A 19,826-nucleotide genomic window follows, 5' to 3' on the forward strand; every position below is an offset into this window, starting at 1 on the left:
GCGACCCGTTCTGTTGTGTGGAGTGAATGAAATGTTAATTGCGACCAGAGGGGCTATCACAACAACGGTATTTCTATCAGCGCTGCTGGTTCTACATCCTGCCACTTATGGCCAGGAAACGACGACAGCGCAATCGCCTCCGGAAAAACAAAAGATCGCCGCACCCGCGGCCCCGACGCCTGACGCCGTGAGCCGCGCACCCGCATCAGTGCCGGCGCCAGATTTCTGGGAGCAGGAGGAGATGACGGGCGATTGGGGCGGTGCTCGATCGCGGATGAAGGAAAAAGGCGTCACCACGGAGATTACGCTTTCGCAGTTCGCCCAAGGTGTAGCGGCCGGGGGTATCACCAGAAGCGGCGCGTACAACGGCAGCTTCCAGACCGATTTCAAGTTCGATTTCGGGAAACTCGCGGGTTGGCAGTTCTGGTCGGCCGACTTCAAGACCGAGACACGTTATGGCGGGCCTGCATTGGGAGGAGTTGGAACGATCAACCTGGTTAACACGGCGGCTATCATTCCCGCCGCTTCCAGAACAGTGTTCTCGATCACTACACTAAGTGTCACGAAGCTATTCCCGATTGACCTGAAGAAAGGCAACCTCTTAGCCGTATCGGTGGGGCGCTATAACCTGCTCGACCTGTTAGAGGAGGACTTCTTCGCCGGCGGTGGCATAGAGCGCTTCTTCAATATCGCGCAAATCGGACCTTTGACGGTTCTACGGCAAGTCGCGCTTATCACGAACGGCGCGTCAGTTGCTTACGTTCGCGGAGGAAAGCCGTTCATCAGCTTAGCCGTGCTTGATCCTAACGATCACTCAACGACTGCCGGCCTCTCTGACTTGTTTGCCGACGGTGTGACTTTCTATCCGAGCATCAACCTACCCTCTAAGTTCTTCGGGAAGACGGGCGAGCATTCTTTTGGCGTGGCCGTAACCACCAAGGCATACACGCCATTTGACGCGATCAAGGAGATCGTCATACCCGGACCTCCGATCCGCCCGATCACGCCGCAAAGAGGCTCGTGGTCGGCGAGCTACACAGCTCGACAATACATTGTCGAGAGAGCTCCCAAAAACGGCTGGGGCGTTTTCACTCAGCTATCGTTCGCCGACAATGGCACCAGCCCGATCACTACGTTTTTCGATATTGGCCTCGGCGGCAACGGCATTTTCAAAAGCCGCCAACGCGACGAGTTCGGAATCTCCTACGCATTCACTGACCTCAGCAGCGTTCTAAAGGACAACCTCAGCCTGCTCAGAATCAATCGACCGCAGCCCGAGCACCAGATGGAAACGTTCTACAACCTGCACATCACTCCGTGGTTCAGGCTAACCGCCGATCTGCAGATCATTCGCCCCACGCGGCCCGTAGCGCAGACCGCGGTTGTTCCTGGCGGACGGTTAGAGATCGTGTTTTAGGCAAGTGCGACTCTGGTGAGGGCGAGCTAATGTCCCCTTTCACTCCAAGCACTGTCATCCCCCACTCCGCAGCCAAGCCTTTGTTGTGCCAATGATTTCAACGCGGAGTGGGGGATCTGCTGTTTCTCGATGCGCACAGAAAAGCAGATTCCCCGCGCAACAAACGCGCGAGGGATGGCAGTGCTAAAAAGGGATTTGCGTCAGGCGATCGTCAAACTGGTGGCGTAATGTCGTCACTGCGTCCGGAGAAGGTCGGTAGAAGATCTTGGTGCACACAAGAACCAGATTTCAAATCTTCACTCCGAGCTTTCTTGCGTGTTCCTCGCAAAATACGGCCACAAGATTTAGCTCCTTTACGAACCCCGCTACATGCACCGCGAAATTGGGGCAATTGGGGGAATCGCACAGATATTCGCCGAGCTGCTCTTCGTAGCCATCCGCGCCAGTGATTCCGGTTTTAATTATGACCATTGGCATGCCTGCCACCTGCCTCACTTCTGTCCAAAGCTTATGAAGGAAGTGAGGCTTGCTCAAGTGACTCCCGGCAGGGTGGTCAATTTAGACAAAAGTAACAGCGCCCTGAACTATGAGCGGAATGGCCATGTCATGCCGATCGTCGATTCCGGGAGTATTGAATCCGGCGGCGGCTAGCAGCTCGTGGTCATCCTGTGTACACTCTGGGCCCGAGTCAGCATTCTACAAATGAAAACTAAATACGAAGGTGCACACACTCTCACTCTTGTGCAAAATTGGCGCTCCTTTACGGTTCTTCACAGTACGACGCAAACCAAACCGAGCTTTAAGTTTCTGTTACCTTGTTGCCCCAACATCGTTGCTGTTACATTCAAACAGTGCTATATACCGGTGCTATGGGAGAGGTATCACAAAGCCTGACGCCTGACGCTCAGCTCTTTCGTGACGTTTTCAACGCGAGTCCAATCGGGATTGCCGTGGAGAACTTAGACGGGCAACCGCTCTTCGTCAATCCAGCATTTTGCTCACTGCTAGGTTTCAGCGAACAGGAGTTGCAGAGCAAACACTGTGTTCAATTTTCTCCTCCTGAAGATGCCGAAAAGGACTGGGCTCTTTTCCAGCAATTGCGAGCAGGCTCGATAGATCACTACCAACTGGAGAAGCGTTATTTTCGACGGGACGGCTCGTTGGTGTGGGGCCACTTGAGTATCTCTTTACTAAAAAGTCGGCCATCTCCACTGGTAATTGCGATGGTGGAGGAGATTACCGATAAAAAGGCGGCAGAAGAGGCACTACGCGCCAGCGAGGAACGGCTGCGATTGGCGCAGCAAGCCGCTCGCATAGGAACTTTTGACTGGAATAATCGGACTGGAGTGAATACTTGGACGCCGGAACTGGAGGCAATGTACGGTTTGCCGCCGGGCGGTTTTGGCGGGACACAGACTGCATTCGAGAATCTTGTTCACCCAGACGACCGCGCCGGAGTCATCAAGTTGGTTGACGGCGCGATGAAAAGCGGACAACCAACTAAGGGTGAATGGCGGGTGGTCTGGGCTGACGGGAGCGTTCATTGGATCGCAGGGCGCTGGCAAGTTTTCATGGATGCGTCTGGCGAGCCTTCAAAGATGATCGGCGTCAACATAGATGTCACGCAGAGCAAGCGGGCGGAAGAAGCGGTTTTGGAACTGAACCGCACCTTAGAAGCGCAGGCCGCATTACTGCAATCTCGGGAGGAACTGCTGAAAATCTTCGTCAAGAACGTACCAGCCGGAGTGGCCATGTTCGACCGTGACATGCGCTACCTGCAAGTGAGCGACCGCTGGTGTGCGGATTACTCAGTTGACAGTTCGCAGGTAATTGGACGTTCGCATTACGAACTTCTCCCTGATGTTCCCGAGCGCTGGAAGGAAATGCATCGCCGTGGTCTTGACGGAGAAACCTTGCGAGTCGAGGAAGACCCCTGGGATCGTGAAGGGGGCACTACTACCTGGGTTCGCTGGGAGATTCGTCCGTGGAGGACACCTGGCGGGGAGGTCGGAGGGATTCTGATCTTCGCCGAGGACATTACTCACCGCAAAGAGATGGAAGAGGCGATCTCAGGTATGAGTCGAAAGCTCATCGAATCGCAGGAGCAAGAGCGTGCCCGGATCGGGAGAGAGCTGCACGATGATATCGGCCAACGTCTGGCAGTGCTGGCAGTCGAAATCGATAGGTTAAAGATCGGTCCCAGTTCCGTTGCCGAAATGGATCTCCGGCTGAGCGAGATTCGGCAACAGATTACTGCGACTGCGAACGAAGTATCATCGATATCACGTCAGCTTCACTCGCCACAACTCGAGTATTTGGGCCTGGTTGCTGCCATGAAGAGCTTCTGCAAAGAGTTTGGCGCACAGCACGATGTAGAGGTTGAGTTTACCCATGATGAGATTCAACAAGTCGGATCGTCCGACGTTTCCCTATGTCTTTTCCGAATTCTGCAGGAAGGGTTGAATAATGCTGCCAAGCATAGCAGAGCGCGGCATTTCAAAGTGAACCTGAGTCACTCCGACAATCAGCTTCATCTCACCGTCACAGATCATGGAACCGGCTTCGACGCTGAAGCGGCGCTGAATAAAGGAGGCTTGGGCCTCATTAGCATGCGCGAACGCGTTCGACTGGTGAATGGAACAATTGCCGTCGAATCGAAGTTAGCGGGCGGCACCAGAATTCATGTTCGCGTTCCCTTAACACCAGTGCAGGTCTGTGAACGAGCAGTGGGCTAATAGGCGGAACATACCGTCAAGGTTGAGAGCCACCTGCAAACCCAGCAGGCGTGGCGACCAAATTTGCGCTGACAAATTGCTTTTCCTGAAGAACGGCTGCTACTGCGGGTAATAGCTCGGTCGCACCATTCGCCTTTACTACGTAGGCGTTTCCACCAGTCCCTAAAGCTTCGTGCACAATGTCCGAAGAGCGGGTTTGACTTACGAAGATGATCCTGGAGAACGGGGCGAGCAAACGAATACTCCGAGCGGCCGCGATTCCATTGAGTTTTGGAAGGCCAATATCCAGCAGGATCAAATCTGGTTGCAGCTCTTCAGCCTTCTGAATTGCTTCTAATCCATCGGAAGCTTCGCCGATGACTCGCAATTCCGATTCTTTCCCAAGAATCGAACGGACAAGAAGGCGCCAAGGTTCGTAATCATCCACCACCAAAACCCGAATGGTTGATGTTTCCAAGCACCCCCCTCATGGATCCAAACCCCGGAGTCGGAGCTTTGTTGTCGAAACTGGAGAGAAAGCTACCGCTCGGGCCAGATAGAAAAGTTCCCGCAATTGGACGCCCGCAGCAAGCGTCAACTTCCGCCGAGTATTGAAGCAAGGGTTGATGCGATGTCGCCTCTGTCATTTGTGACAGTACGTCGCTCAATAGCTTACGACTTAACGTAACGGATTCGATCAACCTGCTCGCGAATTGGGCAATCAAAAGCTCGCCTCAATGTCGCCGCGTCCGAGCACCGAAGGAGCAGCGCATGGTATTCCAGCCCAATCCACGTCCCGAAATGAAATCGACAAGTCAAGACGCTCCAGCTATCCCAGCGTCAATCTGCGCACTGGCTCGACACCTGGCCAAGGAAAGAGGATCACAGGGCTTATAAAATTGAAGATGGCGAAGGCCCGAGTCGCACAGATCGAAAGCGGGAAACGGCTCGGCTGATCGGAGGCGCTTTGATTCAGGAGAAGCCGGTAGCGGCAATTACAGGTGCGGCACAAGGAATCGGCCGCAGGGTGGCGGAGGTGTTAGCTGATAGAGGGTACCGACTCGCGCTCAACGATCTGCGTATGCCAGACCAGACGATTCGGTCGATTCAGTCTCGAGGAGGCGAAGCGATAGGCCACTCTGGGAACGTCGCCGAGGAATCGACTGTCGAGGAGTTTGTCCGCAGCGTGTACGACGCCTGGGGCCGATCGGACGTCCTGGTTAACAACGCGGGCATTAGCTTAATCGCGCCCAGCGAGAGCACTTCGGCAGCGGACTATCGTCGCGTGTTGGAAGTGAATCTTGTGGCGCCCTTTCTGCTGGCCAAGGCATTCGGCACAAAGATGCTCACAGCCAAACGCGGTTGCATTATCAACGTGGCCTCCGTAGCTGGACTCGTAGGTATTGCCGACAGGGCTGCCTATAACGCGTCAAAGCATGGGCTGATCGGCCTTACGCGGACGCTTGCGGCCGAATGGGGCGGAAGAGGTGTACGCGTCAACGCCGTTTGTCCAGGTTGGGTAAAAACCGAAATGGATGCGGCAGATCAGGCCCGTGGCACCTATACAGACGCGGACATCACCAACCGTGTCCCGATGGGGCGCTTCGCGACACCGGACGATATCGCATCTGCGATCGCGTTTCTTGCCGACGACAAGGAGAGCGGGTTTATCAATGGGCATTGCCTTACGGTGGACGGTGGGTGGACTGCCGACGGAAGTTGGGAATCGTTGCGGCTCAGCCATCGTTAGCGCATCGAGTTCGTGCCCCAAGTTGGGAGCAGGTTCAAGAAGACAGAAGCGAGTTGCGAGTAGCCAGCAGCTCTCCCAATCCAACCTACGGGCTCTCCACCATCATCCAAATTTTCAAGTCCGACCAACAACTGAGTAGTACGTGAGGTATCCCCTGTGAGCACCGAACGAACAACTTCTGCTGAAACATGCGGAAACAGCCACCCTCCTACGAAACCGTCACCGGCAGCAGTAGAGAGAATGCAGCTGGTTTTTCGCCGCACGCATGGCAGAGAAATGACTCAGGAAGATCGGGATTATCTAGGAATCCCTCCTTGCGCTGGCGAGTGTTGCCCGTACTGACTCTGCGAATTCCAATTTCCCCATTTTTGAAAGCGTGAAGCTGCGTTTATTGTGGCAATGACGTCCAAAGTCCGGACGTACGCGAGCATCAATAACTCTGGCATTTTCCAATGCATCTGCGACCAGAGAACAATTTCCTGGCGATTTGCGTATCCTTCCTTGAGCAGCACTGGGCCCCACGAAGGAGGAGCGTCCTCAAATGAGATCTGCCGTCTCGGTTCTTCTTACTCTCGCCACTCTGACTGTTGCCACTGCAGCCATGCCATTCGCAGGTGATGAATCGCATTCGCTGGTAATCGTATTCAAAGATGGCCGCCAACAAACCTTCTCCATGTCTGACATAGCGCGAATTGAGTTCAGAAGTCCGGCGAGCCAGTCCTCGGTTGGAAGAGGCCGATTCCTTGGCAAGTGGAGAGTCGGTGATGGCGCAGGCGGGCACTTCTTTGTCACGCTGGAGCCGACTGGCGAAGCCATGAAGTCTATGGGCGCTGCTCACGGCACTTGGACCGTCGTCGATGGGGAGGCGCGCATCAGCTGGGACGATGGCTGGCACGACGCGATCCGAAGAGTTGGCGATAAATACCAAAAGGTGGCGTTCTCACCGGAGAAGTCGTTCTCCGATAAGCCATCGAACGTAGCTGACGCGGAGAATACGTCTCCGCAGCCTAACTAAACGGCTCTAGAGCTGGCTGCGGCTGAGAGGCTCTGCTGCCCGGCGTACAATTGAATTACATCTTTATACGCATCTCTCCCGCCTATTGAGGGCTGGTTCATTTGCGCATCCAGATGCCGGAGGTTTCGGCGCAGGAGCAGACGTGAACCCAGCCCGGCAGCAACACAAAAAAACGCTGGCACTTTCTCGTCGCTCGTTGGATCTGTTGGAGCGATTACCCCGCACGAAGTAGCTCGTAGATAAAAGGAGACAAACGTGAGAGAAGAAAAGCCAAGATGTGAAACGTGCACCTACGACACCAGGTGCGATCCTATAACCTCAGTGAGCAAGTGTTTGTACTGCGGAAACTATCCTTTACCGAACGCTGCGGCGCAGCCAGGCCAGAAGCTGAAATGAAATTCCCAAATACGTCATGCGCGCGCATGGACGGAATCGAGTTGTTCCATGGCATCCCAAAGCTGTAACTGCGGGCACCAAAAACGCGATCACACCATTGTGAAATCCAGCAATTACGGCTCTTGCAAGATCTGCCTATGCAATTCCTATCGGGCGGTTGGAGCAAAAGTGCTTGAGCCACTTCCCGTAACGGGCAAACTAACGCCGGGTTAGGCGAACATGCAATTGCATTCAGGCCTGAGGTATTTCATGCTTGCACGTCACAAAAAGGCGCTTTCAGATATGAAGTCGGCGGAGAAGAAACTAAAGGACGCCCGGACTAAATACGCCAAAACACGAGAAGCACTGGAAAAGGCGCAAAAGGGTGTCGCAAGCGCCAAGGCTAGGCTCGCCGCCGCCCAGGAACTATGGGAGTCGTAATCGGTTTATGAGCTTCAGTGATTGCGCACAAATCTTAAAGGATAGTCGTAAAAAAGTAAGGAGCCTGCAGTCGGTGCCGACCAGAAAAGAGCGGAATACTGTTGTGTCAAAGAGCGATTTGCGCTTCTCTGGCAATTCTGGCGACTGCTTCGCCGAAGGTTTCTGCCTTTGCGGCCACCTTCGGCCGGGAAAGCTTCTGCGCTTGCTGACGAACACGATATTCGTCATTTAGACGAGCGAGACGTTTCTTGGCGGCTTCAGAATTGGCCTTCATCCGCTCAATAGTTTCTTGAGAATGTTGGCTTGAATTCTTCATCAGATCACACCAGCGGGTTGGGGATATAAGCACAAAACAAGTTGAATAGAGAGCATTTATCTTCGATGAGTCAACGTCCGATTAGGGGCGCCATTGCAGCTTTCAGGACACCCATGAGATGCCAAGAGCGCCCGTGCAGTTGCAAACAAAGTGACGTGTGCAACTTGTCGTTTGACCCGACTCCGCAAACGGCATAGTCTCAACGAAGTAGGTAGGCTGCGGACTGGCTTCCGCTTATCCCATCCGAATTTTGCTTGGAGCCCCCTCAGGCGTCTCACGCCAGGAAAGGAAATCTATCGTGCCCTCAAAGCGAACCCTTTCTAGCAAATCTCCCTTAGACACCGCAGAGTCCCGAAAGGTGCTGGCCTCGATCAAACGTGGCTTGCGACGAGTGAAGCGTGATCTGGAAGCGATTCGATCCGCGTCAAATGCTCAAGCAGAGAAGACTCCTATCCCTGCAGAAGGGTGAACGAAGCGTGTAGGGCAGGCCACGAACTGCACAAGGCGGACCGTCGAGCGCCCAGCGGAGAAACTTGCTGCGCTTCAACTGGACGCTGATAATCCATTCAGCGTCGCTAACTGTAACGTTGTCGAATGTCGGTAAATTACTACGCAGCGCTGATTGCGTCTCGCACAAATTCCGTCCTTGCCTCTGCAATAAGTTCCGTTCCGATTCCCGGAATGGACTGTATGGACAGTGTTCCGCCGATCATGCGCAGGCGCTCCTGCATCGTGGCTAGCCCCAGTCCACCGATTTGCATTGCAGGATCGAATCCGATGCCGAAGTCCTTGATTTGTAGCAAGACTCTTCCATTGCTGGCTTTGAGGCGCACTTCAACGCGTTTCGATTGGCTGTGCTTCACGGCGTTGCTAAGGGCCTCTTGTGCCACGCGGTACAAGCACAGGGAAACATCCTCGGGCAAAATCGGGGTGATGTTGTCAGCTTGAAGATCGATCGCTATGCGGTGTTGGCCTGCCATCTGCCTGCAGACTTCCTTCAAGGCAATTGGAAGGCCAAGATGCTGGAGCTTTGAAGAGTGCAACCGATGCGACAAGTTGTGAACATCCGTGGCTAACTCTTTTATTTCGGCCAGGGCCTGATTCAATTTGTCACGGACTGAACCTGCACAGTCCTGCTCAACTGTTAGAAGGTCCAGCTCGACTGCGAGCAACGAGAGACGCTGGCCGATGTCGTCGTGTAACTCTCGCGCAAGATGCTTGCGTTCTTCTTCCGCCAGGGCGATTAACCGGCCGCTTAGACCTAGTTCTTCAGCGGTGGAGCCTGCTTTCGCCTGCACAGGAACGGAACTCAGTTCGTTTGAAACGTGCGACTCGAAGTGGGAGAACATAAGCGTCGCTCACTTGCTGTGACAGCAGAAGGACTGGTGGACTGCGAGAGTGGTTACAGCAGCCAGGTCGAAGTCAAACAGAACTCCTCTGTCACTTTACTTTGCGTTCGCATTCTACGGGGCAAGTTGGCGTTGTCAAGTTAAAAAGTAACGTCTAATTGATTACTACTAGCAATAATAGGTGGCCAAACCTGTAAGTATGCCACTTCGGGAATTCCGAGAATAGTGTCTACAAGCCAATGGTTGTCCTGAATTGGTCCGCCTACCTGCCATAAATGACAGGGTACCACTCAGTAATCTTCAAGAAAACAAGCAGAGTCGCCGTGCTGGCGAACGAGACCTGAGCAAAGAGGTCAGATTGGCTCACAAATCTACCAGCCAACACTCGTGCCAATCTCTAGCATTTCTGACAGTTCAATGGGCTGCCCCCGGCAACTCTAATTGCCAACGACTTGGCAAGGCAGAAGATTTCCAGGCGTCGGAGGTCGTGAGCAGCTAACGACCGCTCACCTCGGCCGAGGAATTCCTCCGCAAGTCGTATCCCAATCTGGGTCGAACTGTCCTTATGCAAACCATTGAGAGTCAGTCGCTTCCCGAAACTAATAGCAGCCAATCGCCACTCGAAAATGACATGGTCTGGGTTCCCGGCGGAACCTTCCAGATGGGATCCGATCATCACTACCCGGAGGAAGCCCCCGCGCACTCAGTCACCGTCGAGGGATTCTGGGTCGACAAATATGAGGTAACGAACGAACAGTTTGCCCGCTTTATCGAGGAGACGAAGTACATCACCACGGCTGAACGTCCGCCTCGGGCCGAAGACTATCCAGGAGCCTTGCCGGAGATGCTGCAGCCTGCATCGGTCGTCTTTCAGAAACCAACGGGCCGCGTTGACCTAAGCAATCACTACAACTGGTGGACCTACATTCAGGGCGCGAACTGGCGGCATCCCGAAGGGCCGCAGAGTTCGATCAAAGACCGTGGCCAACATCCTGTAGTTCATCTTGCTTACGAAGACGCTGAAGCATATGCCAAATGGGCAGGGAAGGAATTACCCACAGAAGCTGAGTGGGAGTTTGCCGCGCGGGGTGGGCTTGCCAGTGCGGCCTACGCCTGGGGGGAGGAGCTCACACCCGGCGGCAAACACATGGCCAACGTTTGGCAGGGCGAATTCCCGTGGCAGAACCTGCGGAGCGACGGATACGAACGAACTTCTCCAGTTGGCCAGTTTCCCGCCAACGGCTACGGCGTTTTCGACATGATCGGCAACGTTTGGGAGTGGACTACGGATTGGTATGCCGCACGCCATGCCGTGACCAAACCGTGTTGCGGAAACATAGGTCCCAAAGTGGGATCCATCGAGCAAAGCTACGATCCGCAAATGCCGGGCATCAGAATCCCACGCAAGGTTATTAAAGGCGGGTCCTATTTGTGCGCGCCGAACTATTGCCGCCGCTACCGTCCGGCTGCGCGCATGGCACAGCCAATAGACACATCCACGTGCCACGTCGGATTGCGATTGATTGTAAGAAAGCCGGCAGCGGAGAAGTGCGCATGTCACAACTCAGAACAGAAGAAATGAAGCGTCTGCACTAACCGTCAACCGCTTTCACCGCTCTTAAGGAGATCAAGAATATATGCCGGAAAAAGCAAAGGAACTCACCAAGAAGCCCAACATCCTAATCATCTGGGGCGACGACATCGGATGGTTCAACGTCAGCGCCTACAACCACGGCGTCATGGGATATCGCACACCCAATATTGACCGCGTTGCCAAAGAAGGTTGTCTGTTCACTGACTGGTATGGCCAGCAGAGTTGTACCGCCGGCCGTGCCGCATTTATCACCGGGCAATCGCCAATCCGTACCGGTCTTACGAAAGTTGGACTTCCCGGAGCCAATCTGGGACTTCAACCCGAAGACCCAACTATTGCCGAAATCCTGAAGCCGCTCGGCTATACTACCGGCCAGTTTGGCAAGAACCACCTCGGTGACCGCGACGAGTTCCTACCCACCGCTCATGGCTTTGACGAGTTCTTCGGCAACCTCTACCACTTAAACGCCGAGCAGGAACCAGAGAACCCCGACTATCCAAAGGATCCTGAGTTCAAGAAGAAGTTCGGGCCGCGTGGTGTGCTCCACAGCTGGGCAAACCCGGATGGCACACAAAAAATCGAAAACACGGGCCCGCTGAACACAAAACGCATGGAGACTGTGGATGAGGAGTTCCTGAAGGCGAGCTTGACCTTCATCGAGAAGGCGGCAAAGGACGACAAGCCATTCTTTGTTTGGTGGAACTCGACCCGCATGCACATCTTCACGCACCTCAAGAAGGAGTCGGAAGGTGTGACCGGTTTGGGTCTGTATCCCGACGGCATGGTGGAGCACGACGGCCACGTTGGACAGCTTCTCAACAAGCTCGATCAGCTGGGCATTGCCGACAACACCATAGTCATGTATTCAACCGACAACGGCGCCGAGGTGATGAGCTGGCCCGATGGTGGGGCTACACCCTTTCGCGGTGAGAAGGACACTAACTATGAGGGCGGCTGGCGCGTTCCATGCGCGATCCGCTGGCCGGGCGTGCTCAAACCCGGAAGTGTGTCCAATGAAGTGTTCTCCCACACCGACATGCTCCCAACATTGGCGGCAGCCGCAGGTGAACCGAACATTGTCGAAAAACTCAAGAAGGGCCACAAAGCCGGCAACAAGACGTTCCAGGTCCACATCGACGGCTTCAACCTCATCCCATTCTTCAAGGGGGAGGTCAAAGAGAATCCCAGAAAGGGATTCCTGTATTGGAGCGACGACGGCGACCTGATGGCACTGCGGGTGGACAACTGGAAGGTCCATTTCATGGTGCAGAACGCCCATGGTCTCGGCGTATGGAAGCAGCCCTTCGAATCGCTGCGTGCCCCCGATCTCTACAACCTAAGGAGCGATCCATTCGAGAGAGCTACCGAGGATGCCTCGATGTTCTATGACAAATGGATGGCAGACCGCTCGTTTGTGCTGGTACCGGCGCAGGCGATCGTTGGCGAATTTCTCAAGACCTTTGAGGAGTTCCCGCCACGACAAAAACCGGCTAGCTTCAGTATTGATCAAGCCCTGGAGAAGGCGCGGCAGACCAAGAAGTCCATGGCCGGGGCGGCAGGCGGCGCAGCGGCGGCCTAGGCAACGGTTGAAGGCGCATGAAGACAGTCCATCGCTGCGCCGCAAGAGAGATCTGGCGGCGCAGCGGCTCTTTTCTTAAGCCTCATGAACAATGAGATTGCAATTCCGGTTCCTGATTTAGCAAGCGACGACCATTTCGCCTGCGAGCGATCGGCAAAGTGGAATAAAGATTTTAAGTTCCTGCTTCGGGAAACCCGCGTAATCACCTTGCTGCTGCGACATCCGGATGTGCCTTGGCACGCCAAAGTGATTGCCGCTTGCACGCTCGGCTACCTCCTCAGTCCGATCCAGGTAATACCCACCTTCATTCCTGTAATTGGACAGTTGGACGATCTGGCAGTTCTCCTCATCGGGATGAAACTGCTTCGCACGCTTACACCGAGAACGGTGCTGGTTGAATGCGAGGCGAAGACTCAAGAGTCGTTAGTCGTAGGCCACGACGCATCTCCGAAGAAATCGGCATGAATCGACGGAAGGAAGGATATATGAAGACGATTTCAATAAACCAGTTTGCGACTAAGGGCATGCTTCTGTTGACTCTGTTCAGCCTTACGTCTTTCGTGGCTGCTCAATATCGTGCGGGTAGGGGCGCGGTGGGCGGATGGCAGCATCTGGGCAACGCTCATGTAGACGGCCGAGCGGATCACGACAAAATCGAAGTCGGGGGAGGAACGTTTTCCGCCCTTGAACTGGGAGTTACGAATGGCTCGATCGGCTTCGAGCGAATCGTTATCCATTTCCGCAATGGTGGAGACGAAGTTCTACCTGTCGGTGAAGTTGTTCGCTCCGGCAGTCGCACTCGAGCCATTCCGCTTCGCGGCGGCGCACGCGAGATCAGGAATGTCGAAATCTGGTACCAGAAAGGGAAATACAACGAGGGCAAACCCAGAGTGGATTTGTTCGGCAGACGCTGACAGTTCGGCAGACGCTGACAATCCGACAATGCTCACGTCTTCTCGACCGTTTTTGAACTCGAAGTCGCCGAAACGGCTCTTTACGATCTCGGTGCCGATCCAGCCGTGCGAGTCGACGGTCTTGACTCGGCTGAGCGGTAATGGTCTTGCAGCCATGAAATTTGCTCCTTACTTGTTATGCCGCGTGCTCCGCGCTTGCAGCTGCGGTTTGCTCGATGTCCGGGAGCTTCCACGTCTTTTCGAACAGCGCTTTTTCAGGGCCGTAGAAGCGGAAGAGAACTTCGAACCCTCCGTCGGTGCTCGTGGGAACCCAGTTCGACTCCTTGCCGGCTAGTGCCTTGGGTCCGAAGTAGATATCCGCGGACCCATCAGCGTTCTTTTGCAGTCCCGGCGTTTGGGAAGAGCGGCTCGGCCATCGGGCATTCCGTATGGGCGTGTGGGTGTCGCGGTCGTAAACTGTCGCTGACCAGTACTGTTTGACCGGTGCGTTTGCCGGCACAGTGAGGCGATAGGTCGTGCCACCGTCGAGGAGTCGGCCATCCTTGTCCGCGATGGTCAGCAGATAGGACGAACCGGCGTTCCGATGCTTGGGGGTGAAATAGGCGTAGGAGAACGTAACGCCGCGGACGTCGACGGGGTAGACATCGGGCTTGGCGAAAAACGTCGCCTGCCCTTCGAGCAGTTCGCGCGATCCCGGCAACGCCCAGTGGCTACCTTCATAGTAGGGCGATGAAAAGGACGCCTCGTATTGAGCCACGAGCCAGGCGTGTGCTTCGCAGGCGGCCTCGTTGAGTACGTCCTGGGTCCTCGAATCGGGATTGAAAGGTTTGCCCTTCTCTATGCCGATCGACTTGAGCTGATCGATCATCGCCTTGTCCCGCACCAGCCATGGCTCCGCCTGCACGATGCGGTTGAGCGACTTGAAGAACCGCAAATCGTAGGTGATGTTGCTGTCATACACGATGTCGACCACGTCGACGAAGGTCGTCGCCGGCGGTTTGGCGGCTTGTGAGAGCGGACAGAGCTTGACCCGCTTGCCGTAGGCGACCGCCTTGGCAACGTCGTGCTCGCTGCCACTCTTCGGGATGGAGCGCAGCAGGGCGTAGCCCTCGTACGTGTCCGATGGTAGGGGGATGTAGCCTGCAGGCACCTTGTCCGTGTAATCCGGTGGCAGGATGAGGTACTTACCGCCCTGGCCCTTGTCCACGCCGGGCGGTCCGACGTCCTCCAGGGCCGACTGCCAGACATCCATAACGGTGCCGGTAATTGAACCCTCATCGGCGGCTGGAATCTCAAGCACTACCGGCCCCACGTCCTTCGTGTTGATGAACGGCGTGAGGTAGATCGCATCGGGGTTTGGGGTCAGGGTCTGGATCTTCCAGTCCGGAAGGCGCGACCAATAGACGATCTGGTTGAAGGTTCCTTTAGCGCGGACCATCGCCTGATACATAAGGTCGTAGTTGACCGCCGGCATGCCCCAGATCACCGCTTCGACGGCACGACGGTGCAACGTGCGTTCAGCTAGTTCGGCGGATGTGAATGTCGGCGATGGCATAACTATTACTCCTGGTGGCAGTGTTCCCATTTTGGGATGACCGTCTGCTTTCACTCAACGTCTTACCTCGCGCTCAACTCACGGCCTGCGCTTACTGCCGCGCCATCGCGAGGCTGAACCGCTCCTCGGCGCAGATGTTGAATCTGGCAATCCCACGTCCATAACGTAGCGTTGGTTGAGTCGAACGTTCCCTCGAGTTGGTTCTACACTTGCTCGAAGTCCGGCAACGGCCAGGACCGATCGAAGTAGGCTTCGGTGGGCTCGTAGAACCGGAAATATGCGAACCAATTCTTGCCGGAGAAGGTTGGGATCCAGTTCTTCTCGAAACCGGCCGGCGCCTTCGGCCCGCAGTAGATGTCTACCGAGCCGTCCGCGTTCTTGCGCAGGTCCATGCGCGACGAGCGATCGGCAATTTTCTGATCGTTCAGAATTAATGCGCGTGTGTCAACGTCGTAGAGGGTGACCGACCAGAACAGCTTGATAGGTGGATTAGGCGGTACCCGCAGCCGATATGACGTGCCGCCGTCCAGCCACTCGCCGGCCTTGTCCTTGTACGCGCTGAGGTATGCCGATGAAGGGCCAGGGTGTTTGGGCGCCATATCCGGCCCGGCGCCAATGGCCTCGTAGAACCAAGAGGCGCGCTCGTCGAGCAAATTCCAGAAACCATTAGGATCGTCGGCATCCAGCTGTAAAGCGAAGTCCCAGTGGTCATCGGGCCGGTATTGCACACCCGCGAAGCGACGCTCCGCTGTGTTGGCCTTTGCCATCGCCTCGCCGACCATCGCGGCGTCGGTCAGGATCTTGGTCTGCCGCGCGTCCGGCTTAAAGAGCTTGCCCTTCTCCAGGCCGAGCGGCCGCAGCATTGCGTAGAAGAAGGTGTCGCGCGGCTCGATTGGCTCACTTTGGATCACGTCGTTGAGCCGCTCCCAAAATTCCATGCCGCGCGGCGGCAGGCCGCTCCATGGTTTGGTGCCCGCGTCCAGGACGTCCACCTTTGGGGGGTTGTCGCGTTGCGCGTAAGGATAAATTCGCAACTGCGCCAGTGCCGCCTTCGCAGTCCCCGGGTCGGGATCGGTCAGTCGCACGCCGAGGAAAATATTGACGGTCGGCGATTGACACACGATGAAGCCCTCAACATTGTCTGGCACCTTCTGCCCCGGCGCCAGAACCAGATATTTGCCGGGCGCTCCGGTTCCCGGAATGGCGTGCTGCCAGGAGTCGTTCATCGCGCCTTGAACGCCCCGCGCGGGCATCTCCAATACCAGCGGCCCCGAGGAGAGATCGGCGAAGCCGAGGTAGTACGGCGTCGTGGCATTGGCGGTCAGGACGCTGCGTTTTGCCTCGTAAGAGAGAAGAGCGACGATTTGTCCGTCCCTAGCGCCAAGCCCCTTCGTGAGTCCGTGCTGAAACGACGTGAACGCGACCGCAGGAAGCGACCAGAGATAGACCTGGCAAGCGCGTTGAAAGTCACGCTCGTCATAGAGCATCTCGACGGTTTTGGCATTGGGATACCCGTTGGCGAAGTCGTGGGTAAACTCGAGCGTGCCGATGCGCGACTCGATCCTTTGCGATCCGGTCTGGACTGTCGTAATCACACGGCCTCCTTGGGCTGCTTGAAAAGTCTAGTGAACGAGGTCCTATCCGGTACTGTAAACAATGACAGCAGTCGGCTTCCTGCTTATTGACTTGCTTCTTCCGTCTTGCTCCTGTTTTGGTCCGAATGATGCATTCGTTCGCTTCCCGTGTGGTTAGGCGATCTTTTTGATCGGCGGCGCCCCGGCGTTCGGCACGTAGTCGAGTGGTGCGCCTGCGGGAATGAGCGGCTCGCGCACCAGGCTCATCTGGAACTCCTTGAGCAGCCGCCCGAAATGGGCCATGGTCCACGAATGAAAGTACACGGGGTTGAACGGCTCACGTTCTTTGGGGTCTGTGATCAGATTGACGATATGCGGATTGTTCAGGGGCAGGGCGGGATCGGTCAGATATCTTTGCTCGACTAACACCAGCTTGAAGTTCTGCCACTTTACGCCATACATTTTCTCGCCGTTCCAATAGATGAATCCGTCCCGCATCGACTTCACCTGCTCTCCTGCGAGGAATGACGACTGGTCCTTGCCGTCAATCACGCGATCATTCGGAACAGGTAGGCCTGTCATGACAAGGAGCGTCGTGAACCAGTCGGTGATGTGAACGATCTCGTTACTTGTTCGCCCTGCAGCGATCTTCCCTGGCCAGCGGGCGATGCAGGGGGTGCGCAACGAAGCTTCCATGCCGGTGAAGTACGACCCTTCAAAATATCCGGCAGTTCCGCGATGCAAAAGCATCTCCTCATTGCCGTTGTCTCCGGCGAAGACCACGATCGTGTTGTCGCGGAGCCCTAACGCGTCGATCTTATCCAGGAACTCGCCGAAGTCGCCGTCGAGTTGGAGCAGACAGTCGCCCCAATCGCCGTTGCTGCTCTTGCCCTTGTACTCGTCCCGTGGCACAACGGGAATGTGCATAAGCGAGTGATTGTAGTAGAGAAAAAACGGGCGCTTTGATTCCGCTTTTTGCTCCATGAAGCGGAACGCTCGCCGCTTGTACTCGATGTCGATATTGCGTTTCAGATCATAAGTAAGTTTCTCCGCTTTCTTGACTTTTTCGCCTTTGCGCCCATCCAGCATGTGCGCGACAGGATCGCGTGCAGGGTCGTACCAGGGATCGGTTTCCCAGAGTGCCTCGTCGTAGGAATGAGGCGGACCATACCATTCATCGAAACCATGATCTGTGGCCCAGCGCCCATCACAGTCGCCAATGTGCCATTTGCCCATGCACATCGTCGCGTAGCCAGCGTCAGAAAACACATCCCCTAGAGTGCGCTCCCACTTGACAATGCCAGACTCAGCTCCTGACATCGCGACGGTGTGATTGCCAGTGCGAATGGCATGACGGCCGGTTAGCAGCGCCGTGCGCGATGGCGTGCATTGCGCCTCGGGCGCAAAGTTGAGCAGCCGGAATCCCTCCATGGCAAACTGATCGATTCGACGCGTGTCTGCGCCCCGCAAGATCCCGCCGCCGTAGCAGCCCAACTCTCCGTAGCCCAGGTTGTCTACATGAAAGTAAATAACATTCGGTCTCGTGGCCATTGTCTACTCCAAGTGTCAGGGCCGAACGAACCCTTCGATGTGTGGACTCAATAACGCCTCGCAAACATCGGAAGCCGCGCGGATGCGTTATTAGAGGATTCGATTGTGGGGCGATCTACTGTCAAGAGTTACAGGAGTGGACCCTCACAAGAAAACAAGCACAAAGCACCCGAGCGGTTTCCTCACAATTGAGCAAGAACGTCCCGACCGCAGCGAAATCGTTCAAGACCGGTGTGGCACGTTCCTGACAGTATCTACCCGTGCTCACGAGTACAAAGCTCGAACACGGGAGCTGCCGATGTCCAATGAGTCACGCCGCCTGGATTCGGGCTGGTGAGCGCAAGAAGACAGGAAGAAAGTCTTAACTTGCAAAGGGAGGATCTGTCATGCGGCTCGATGGGTTTTTTCTTGCGTATAGAAGCCCCTATCTCTTTCGTTTGCGGCCGACGTTCGGGGAGATGCGTGCCCGCTTCGAGGAACGCCTAGCAGAGCGTACGCGAATGGCCCAAGACCTACACGATACAGTGCGGCAAGGCATTGTCAGCGCAGCTATGCAGCTACATGTTGCGGTGGACTGGCTACCGGCGAATTCGCCCGCCAAGCTGCGATTAAGCCGTGTTCTCGAATTGATGAGACACCTCATGGAAGAGGGCCGCAACGCGGTTCGGGGACTCCGCTCATCTAATGCAGACTCCGATAATGCAGACTCCGATAATTCAGACTCCGACGGTGCCGACTCCGATAGTGCAGACTCCGATAGTGCAGACTCCGATAATTCAGACTCCGACGATCTAGGGCAGGCATTTTCCCGAATCCTGCAAGATTTGGGCATCGAGGGGCCAATTAAGTTTCGGGTCATTGTGTTAGGTTCGGCCCGAAAACTACACCCGCTTATTCGCGACGAGGTCTATCAAATCGGTAGGGAACTATTGGTGAATGCATTTCGCCACTCCCGAGCCAGCTGCATCGAAGTCGAGCTTGAGTATGCCCCCAAGCGTTTCAGGATGGTCGTCCGCGACGACGGTTGCGGGATCGATCCTCAAGTGCTGCATGCGGGACGCGACGGACATCGGGGGCTCGCGGGTGTGCGCCAACGGGCGAAAAGAGTTGGCGCCAGACTCAGAATTTGGAGCCGCGCCGCGGCCGGAACAGAAGTCGCGCTGTCCGTCCTTAATTCGATCGCCTTCGAATCCGGAATGGTCGAAAAATCAGCAGGGTGTTAGGAGAATTCATCGGAAGTCTTCCGGTCGGAAGCGCAGATTGCCACGGCCCTCTCGACAGCTCGATTTCGTAGTGTTACCAAAACGGGAGGGCCCGACTATGTACCCGGTCGCCGAACGAATCGCTACCTGCTCGAGGTCTTCTACTTAAGCTCAAATTGGGCATGCTGCCGCTGTCCCTGCAGGATTCAGTGCGCGAAGCTCTACAAGAAAAGCTCCAGCACCACGGACAGGTATAAGGGGATTAGTGGGAAGAGTAAGCCTCGCTATGATACCCAATGTGGGAACCCAAGTCAATGAATTTGCGAAAGAACGAGACTGACGTCGGCCCATTCTGGGAACACTCATGTGAGGCGAGCAACGGATAACGAATTCCTGAATTCACTGCTAATTCACTGTTATTCACTGTTCCGGCGAGACACGAAATCCTGCGATCCCTCTAATGGATTGTCGGGAAGAGGG

The 19,826-nt window shown here is 55.5% G+C and carries 17 protein-coding genes; 11 read left to right on the top strand and 6 right to left on the bottom strand.

The genetic code is table 11. The features are described 5' to 3' along the window. Positions 1 to 31: 31 nt before the first annotated feature. The 3 genes from VNX88_22085 (at position 32) to VNX88_22095 (ending at position 4,152) form a co-directional block, all read left to right on the top strand. Entirely contained in the window at positions 32 to 1,417 is a 1,386-nt protein-coding gene (locus VNX88_22085; protein HWY71372.1) for a carbohydrate porin, read from the top strand. Between the two features lie 369 nt (positions 1,418 to 1,786). Next, entirely contained in the window at positions 1,787 to 2,068 is a 282-nt protein-coding gene (locus tag VNX88_22090; GenBank protein ID HWY71373.1) for a hypothetical protein, read from the top strand. 218 nt (positions 2,069 to 2,286) lie between these two features. Continuing rightward, positions 2,287 to 4,152 (top strand): PAS domain S-box protein, encoded by a 1,866-nt coding sequence (locus VNX88_22095; GenBank protein ID HWY71374.1) that lies wholly within the window; start codon positions 2,287 to 2,289, stop codon positions 4,150 to 4,152. A gap of 16 nt (positions 4,153 to 4,168) precedes the next feature. On the opposite strand, the gene VNX88_22100 is transcribed toward VNX88_22095, so the two are convergent. Then, on the bottom strand, positions 4,169 to 4,609 hold the full coding sequence (locus VNX88_22100) for a response regulator transcription factor (GenBank protein ID HWY71375.1): 441 nt from the start codon (positions 4,607 to 4,609) through the stop codon (positions 4,169 to 4,171). A gap of 489 nt (positions 4,610 to 5,098) precedes the next feature. On the opposite strand from VNX88_22100, the gene VNX88_22105 reads away from it, so the two are divergent. The 3 genes from VNX88_22105 to VNX88_22115 all read left to right on the top strand — a co-directional run bounded on the left by VNX88_22105 (position 5,099) and on the right by VNX88_22115 (position 7,712). Continuing rightward, entirely contained in the window at positions 5,099 to 5,881 is a 783-nt protein-coding gene (locus VNX88_22105) for an SDR family oxidoreductase (GenBank protein HWY71376.1), read from the top strand. 541 nt (positions 5,882 to 6,422) lie between these two features. Further along, entirely contained in the window at positions 6,423 to 6,896 is a 474-nt protein-coding gene (locus tag VNX88_22110; protein ID HWY71377.1) for a hypothetical protein, read from the top strand. Positions 6,897 to 7,541: 645 nt separating this feature from the next. Then, on the top strand, positions 7,542 to 7,712 hold the full coding sequence (locus VNX88_22115; protein ID HWY71378.1) for a hypothetical protein: 171 nt from the start codon (positions 7,542 to 7,544) through the stop codon (positions 7,710 to 7,712). Between the two features lie 106 nt (positions 7,713 to 7,818). Here the strand turns inward: VNX88_22115 and VNX88_22120 are convergent, their stop codons facing one another. Both VNX88_22120 and VNX88_22125 read right to left on the bottom strand, forming a co-directional pair. After that, positions 7,819 to 7,986 (bottom strand): hypothetical protein, encoded by a 168-nt coding sequence (locus VNX88_22120; protein ID HWY71379.1) that lies wholly within the window; start codon positions 7,984 to 7,986, stop codon positions 7,819 to 7,821. A 650-nt stretch (positions 7,987 to 8,636) separates the two neighbouring features. After that, complete coding sequence (locus VNX88_22125) at positions 8,637 to 9,377, bottom strand: sensor histidine kinase (protein ID HWY71380.1); 741 nt, start codon at positions 9,375 to 9,377, stop codon at positions 8,637 to 8,639. Positions 9,378 to 9,942: 565 nt separating this feature from the next. Here VNX88_22125 and VNX88_22130 point away from each other — a divergent pair. From VNX88_22130 to VNX88_22145, 4 genes are all read left to right on the top strand, one after another. Further along, on the top strand, positions 9,943 to 10,959 hold the full coding sequence (locus VNX88_22130) for a formylglycine-generating enzyme family protein (protein HWY71381.1): 1,017 nt from the start codon (positions 9,943 to 9,945) through the stop codon (positions 10,957 to 10,959). A gap of 55 nt (positions 10,960 to 11,014) precedes the next feature. Further along, entirely contained in the window at positions 11,015 to 12,550 is a 1,536-nt protein-coding gene (locus tag VNX88_22135) for an arylsulfatase (GenBank protein ID HWY71382.1), read from the top strand. Positions 12,551 to 12,634: 84 nt separating this feature from the next. Next, a complete protein-coding gene (locus VNX88_22140) occupies positions 12,635 to 13,015 on the top strand; it encodes a YkvA family protein (GenBank protein ID HWY71383.1) in 381 nt (126 codons plus the stop codon). Then, positions 13,012 to 13,464 (top strand): hypothetical protein, encoded by a 453-nt coding sequence (locus tag VNX88_22145; protein HWY71384.1) that lies wholly within the window; start codon positions 13,012 to 13,014, stop codon positions 13,462 to 13,464. Before VNX88_22140 ends, VNX88_22145 begins: the two co-directional genes overlap by 4 nt. 175 nt (positions 13,465 to 13,639) lie before the next feature. Here the strand turns inward: VNX88_22145 and VNX88_22150 are convergent, their stop codons facing one another. From VNX88_22150 to VNX88_22160, 3 genes are all read right to left on the bottom strand, one after another. Further along, positions 13,640 to 15,073, bottom strand: coding sequence for a DUF1254 domain-containing protein (locus tag VNX88_22150; protein ID HWY71385.1), 1,434 nt, complete (start codon positions 15,071 to 15,073; stop codon positions 13,640 to 13,642). A gap of 149 nt (positions 15,074 to 15,222) precedes the next feature. Then, the gene (locus VNX88_22155) at positions 15,223 to 16,614 is read right to left on the bottom strand and encodes a DUF1254 domain-containing protein (GenBank protein ID HWY71386.1); all 1,392 of its coding nucleotides are present in this window, start codon (positions 16,612 to 16,614) and stop codon (positions 15,223 to 15,225) included. A gap of 153 nt (positions 16,615 to 16,767) precedes the next feature. Then, entirely contained in the window at positions 16,768 to 18,144 is a 1,377-nt protein-coding gene (locus VNX88_22160) for a sulfatase-like hydrolase/transferase (protein ID HWY71387.1), read from the bottom strand. A 386-nt stretch (positions 18,145 to 18,530) separates the two neighbouring features. Between VNX88_22160 and VNX88_22165 the strand changes: the two genes are divergently transcribed. Then, positions 18,531 to 19,367 (top strand): histidine kinase, encoded by an 837-nt coding sequence (locus tag VNX88_22165; GenBank protein ID HWY71388.1) that lies wholly within the window; start codon positions 18,531 to 18,533, stop codon positions 19,365 to 19,367. Positions 19,368 to 19,826: the final 459 nt, after the last annotated feature.

The sequence above is a fragment of the Terriglobales bacterium genome (assembly GCA_035567895.1).
Lineage (GTDB): Bacteria > Acidobacteriota > Terriglobia > Terriglobales > Acidobacteriaceae > Gp1-AA112.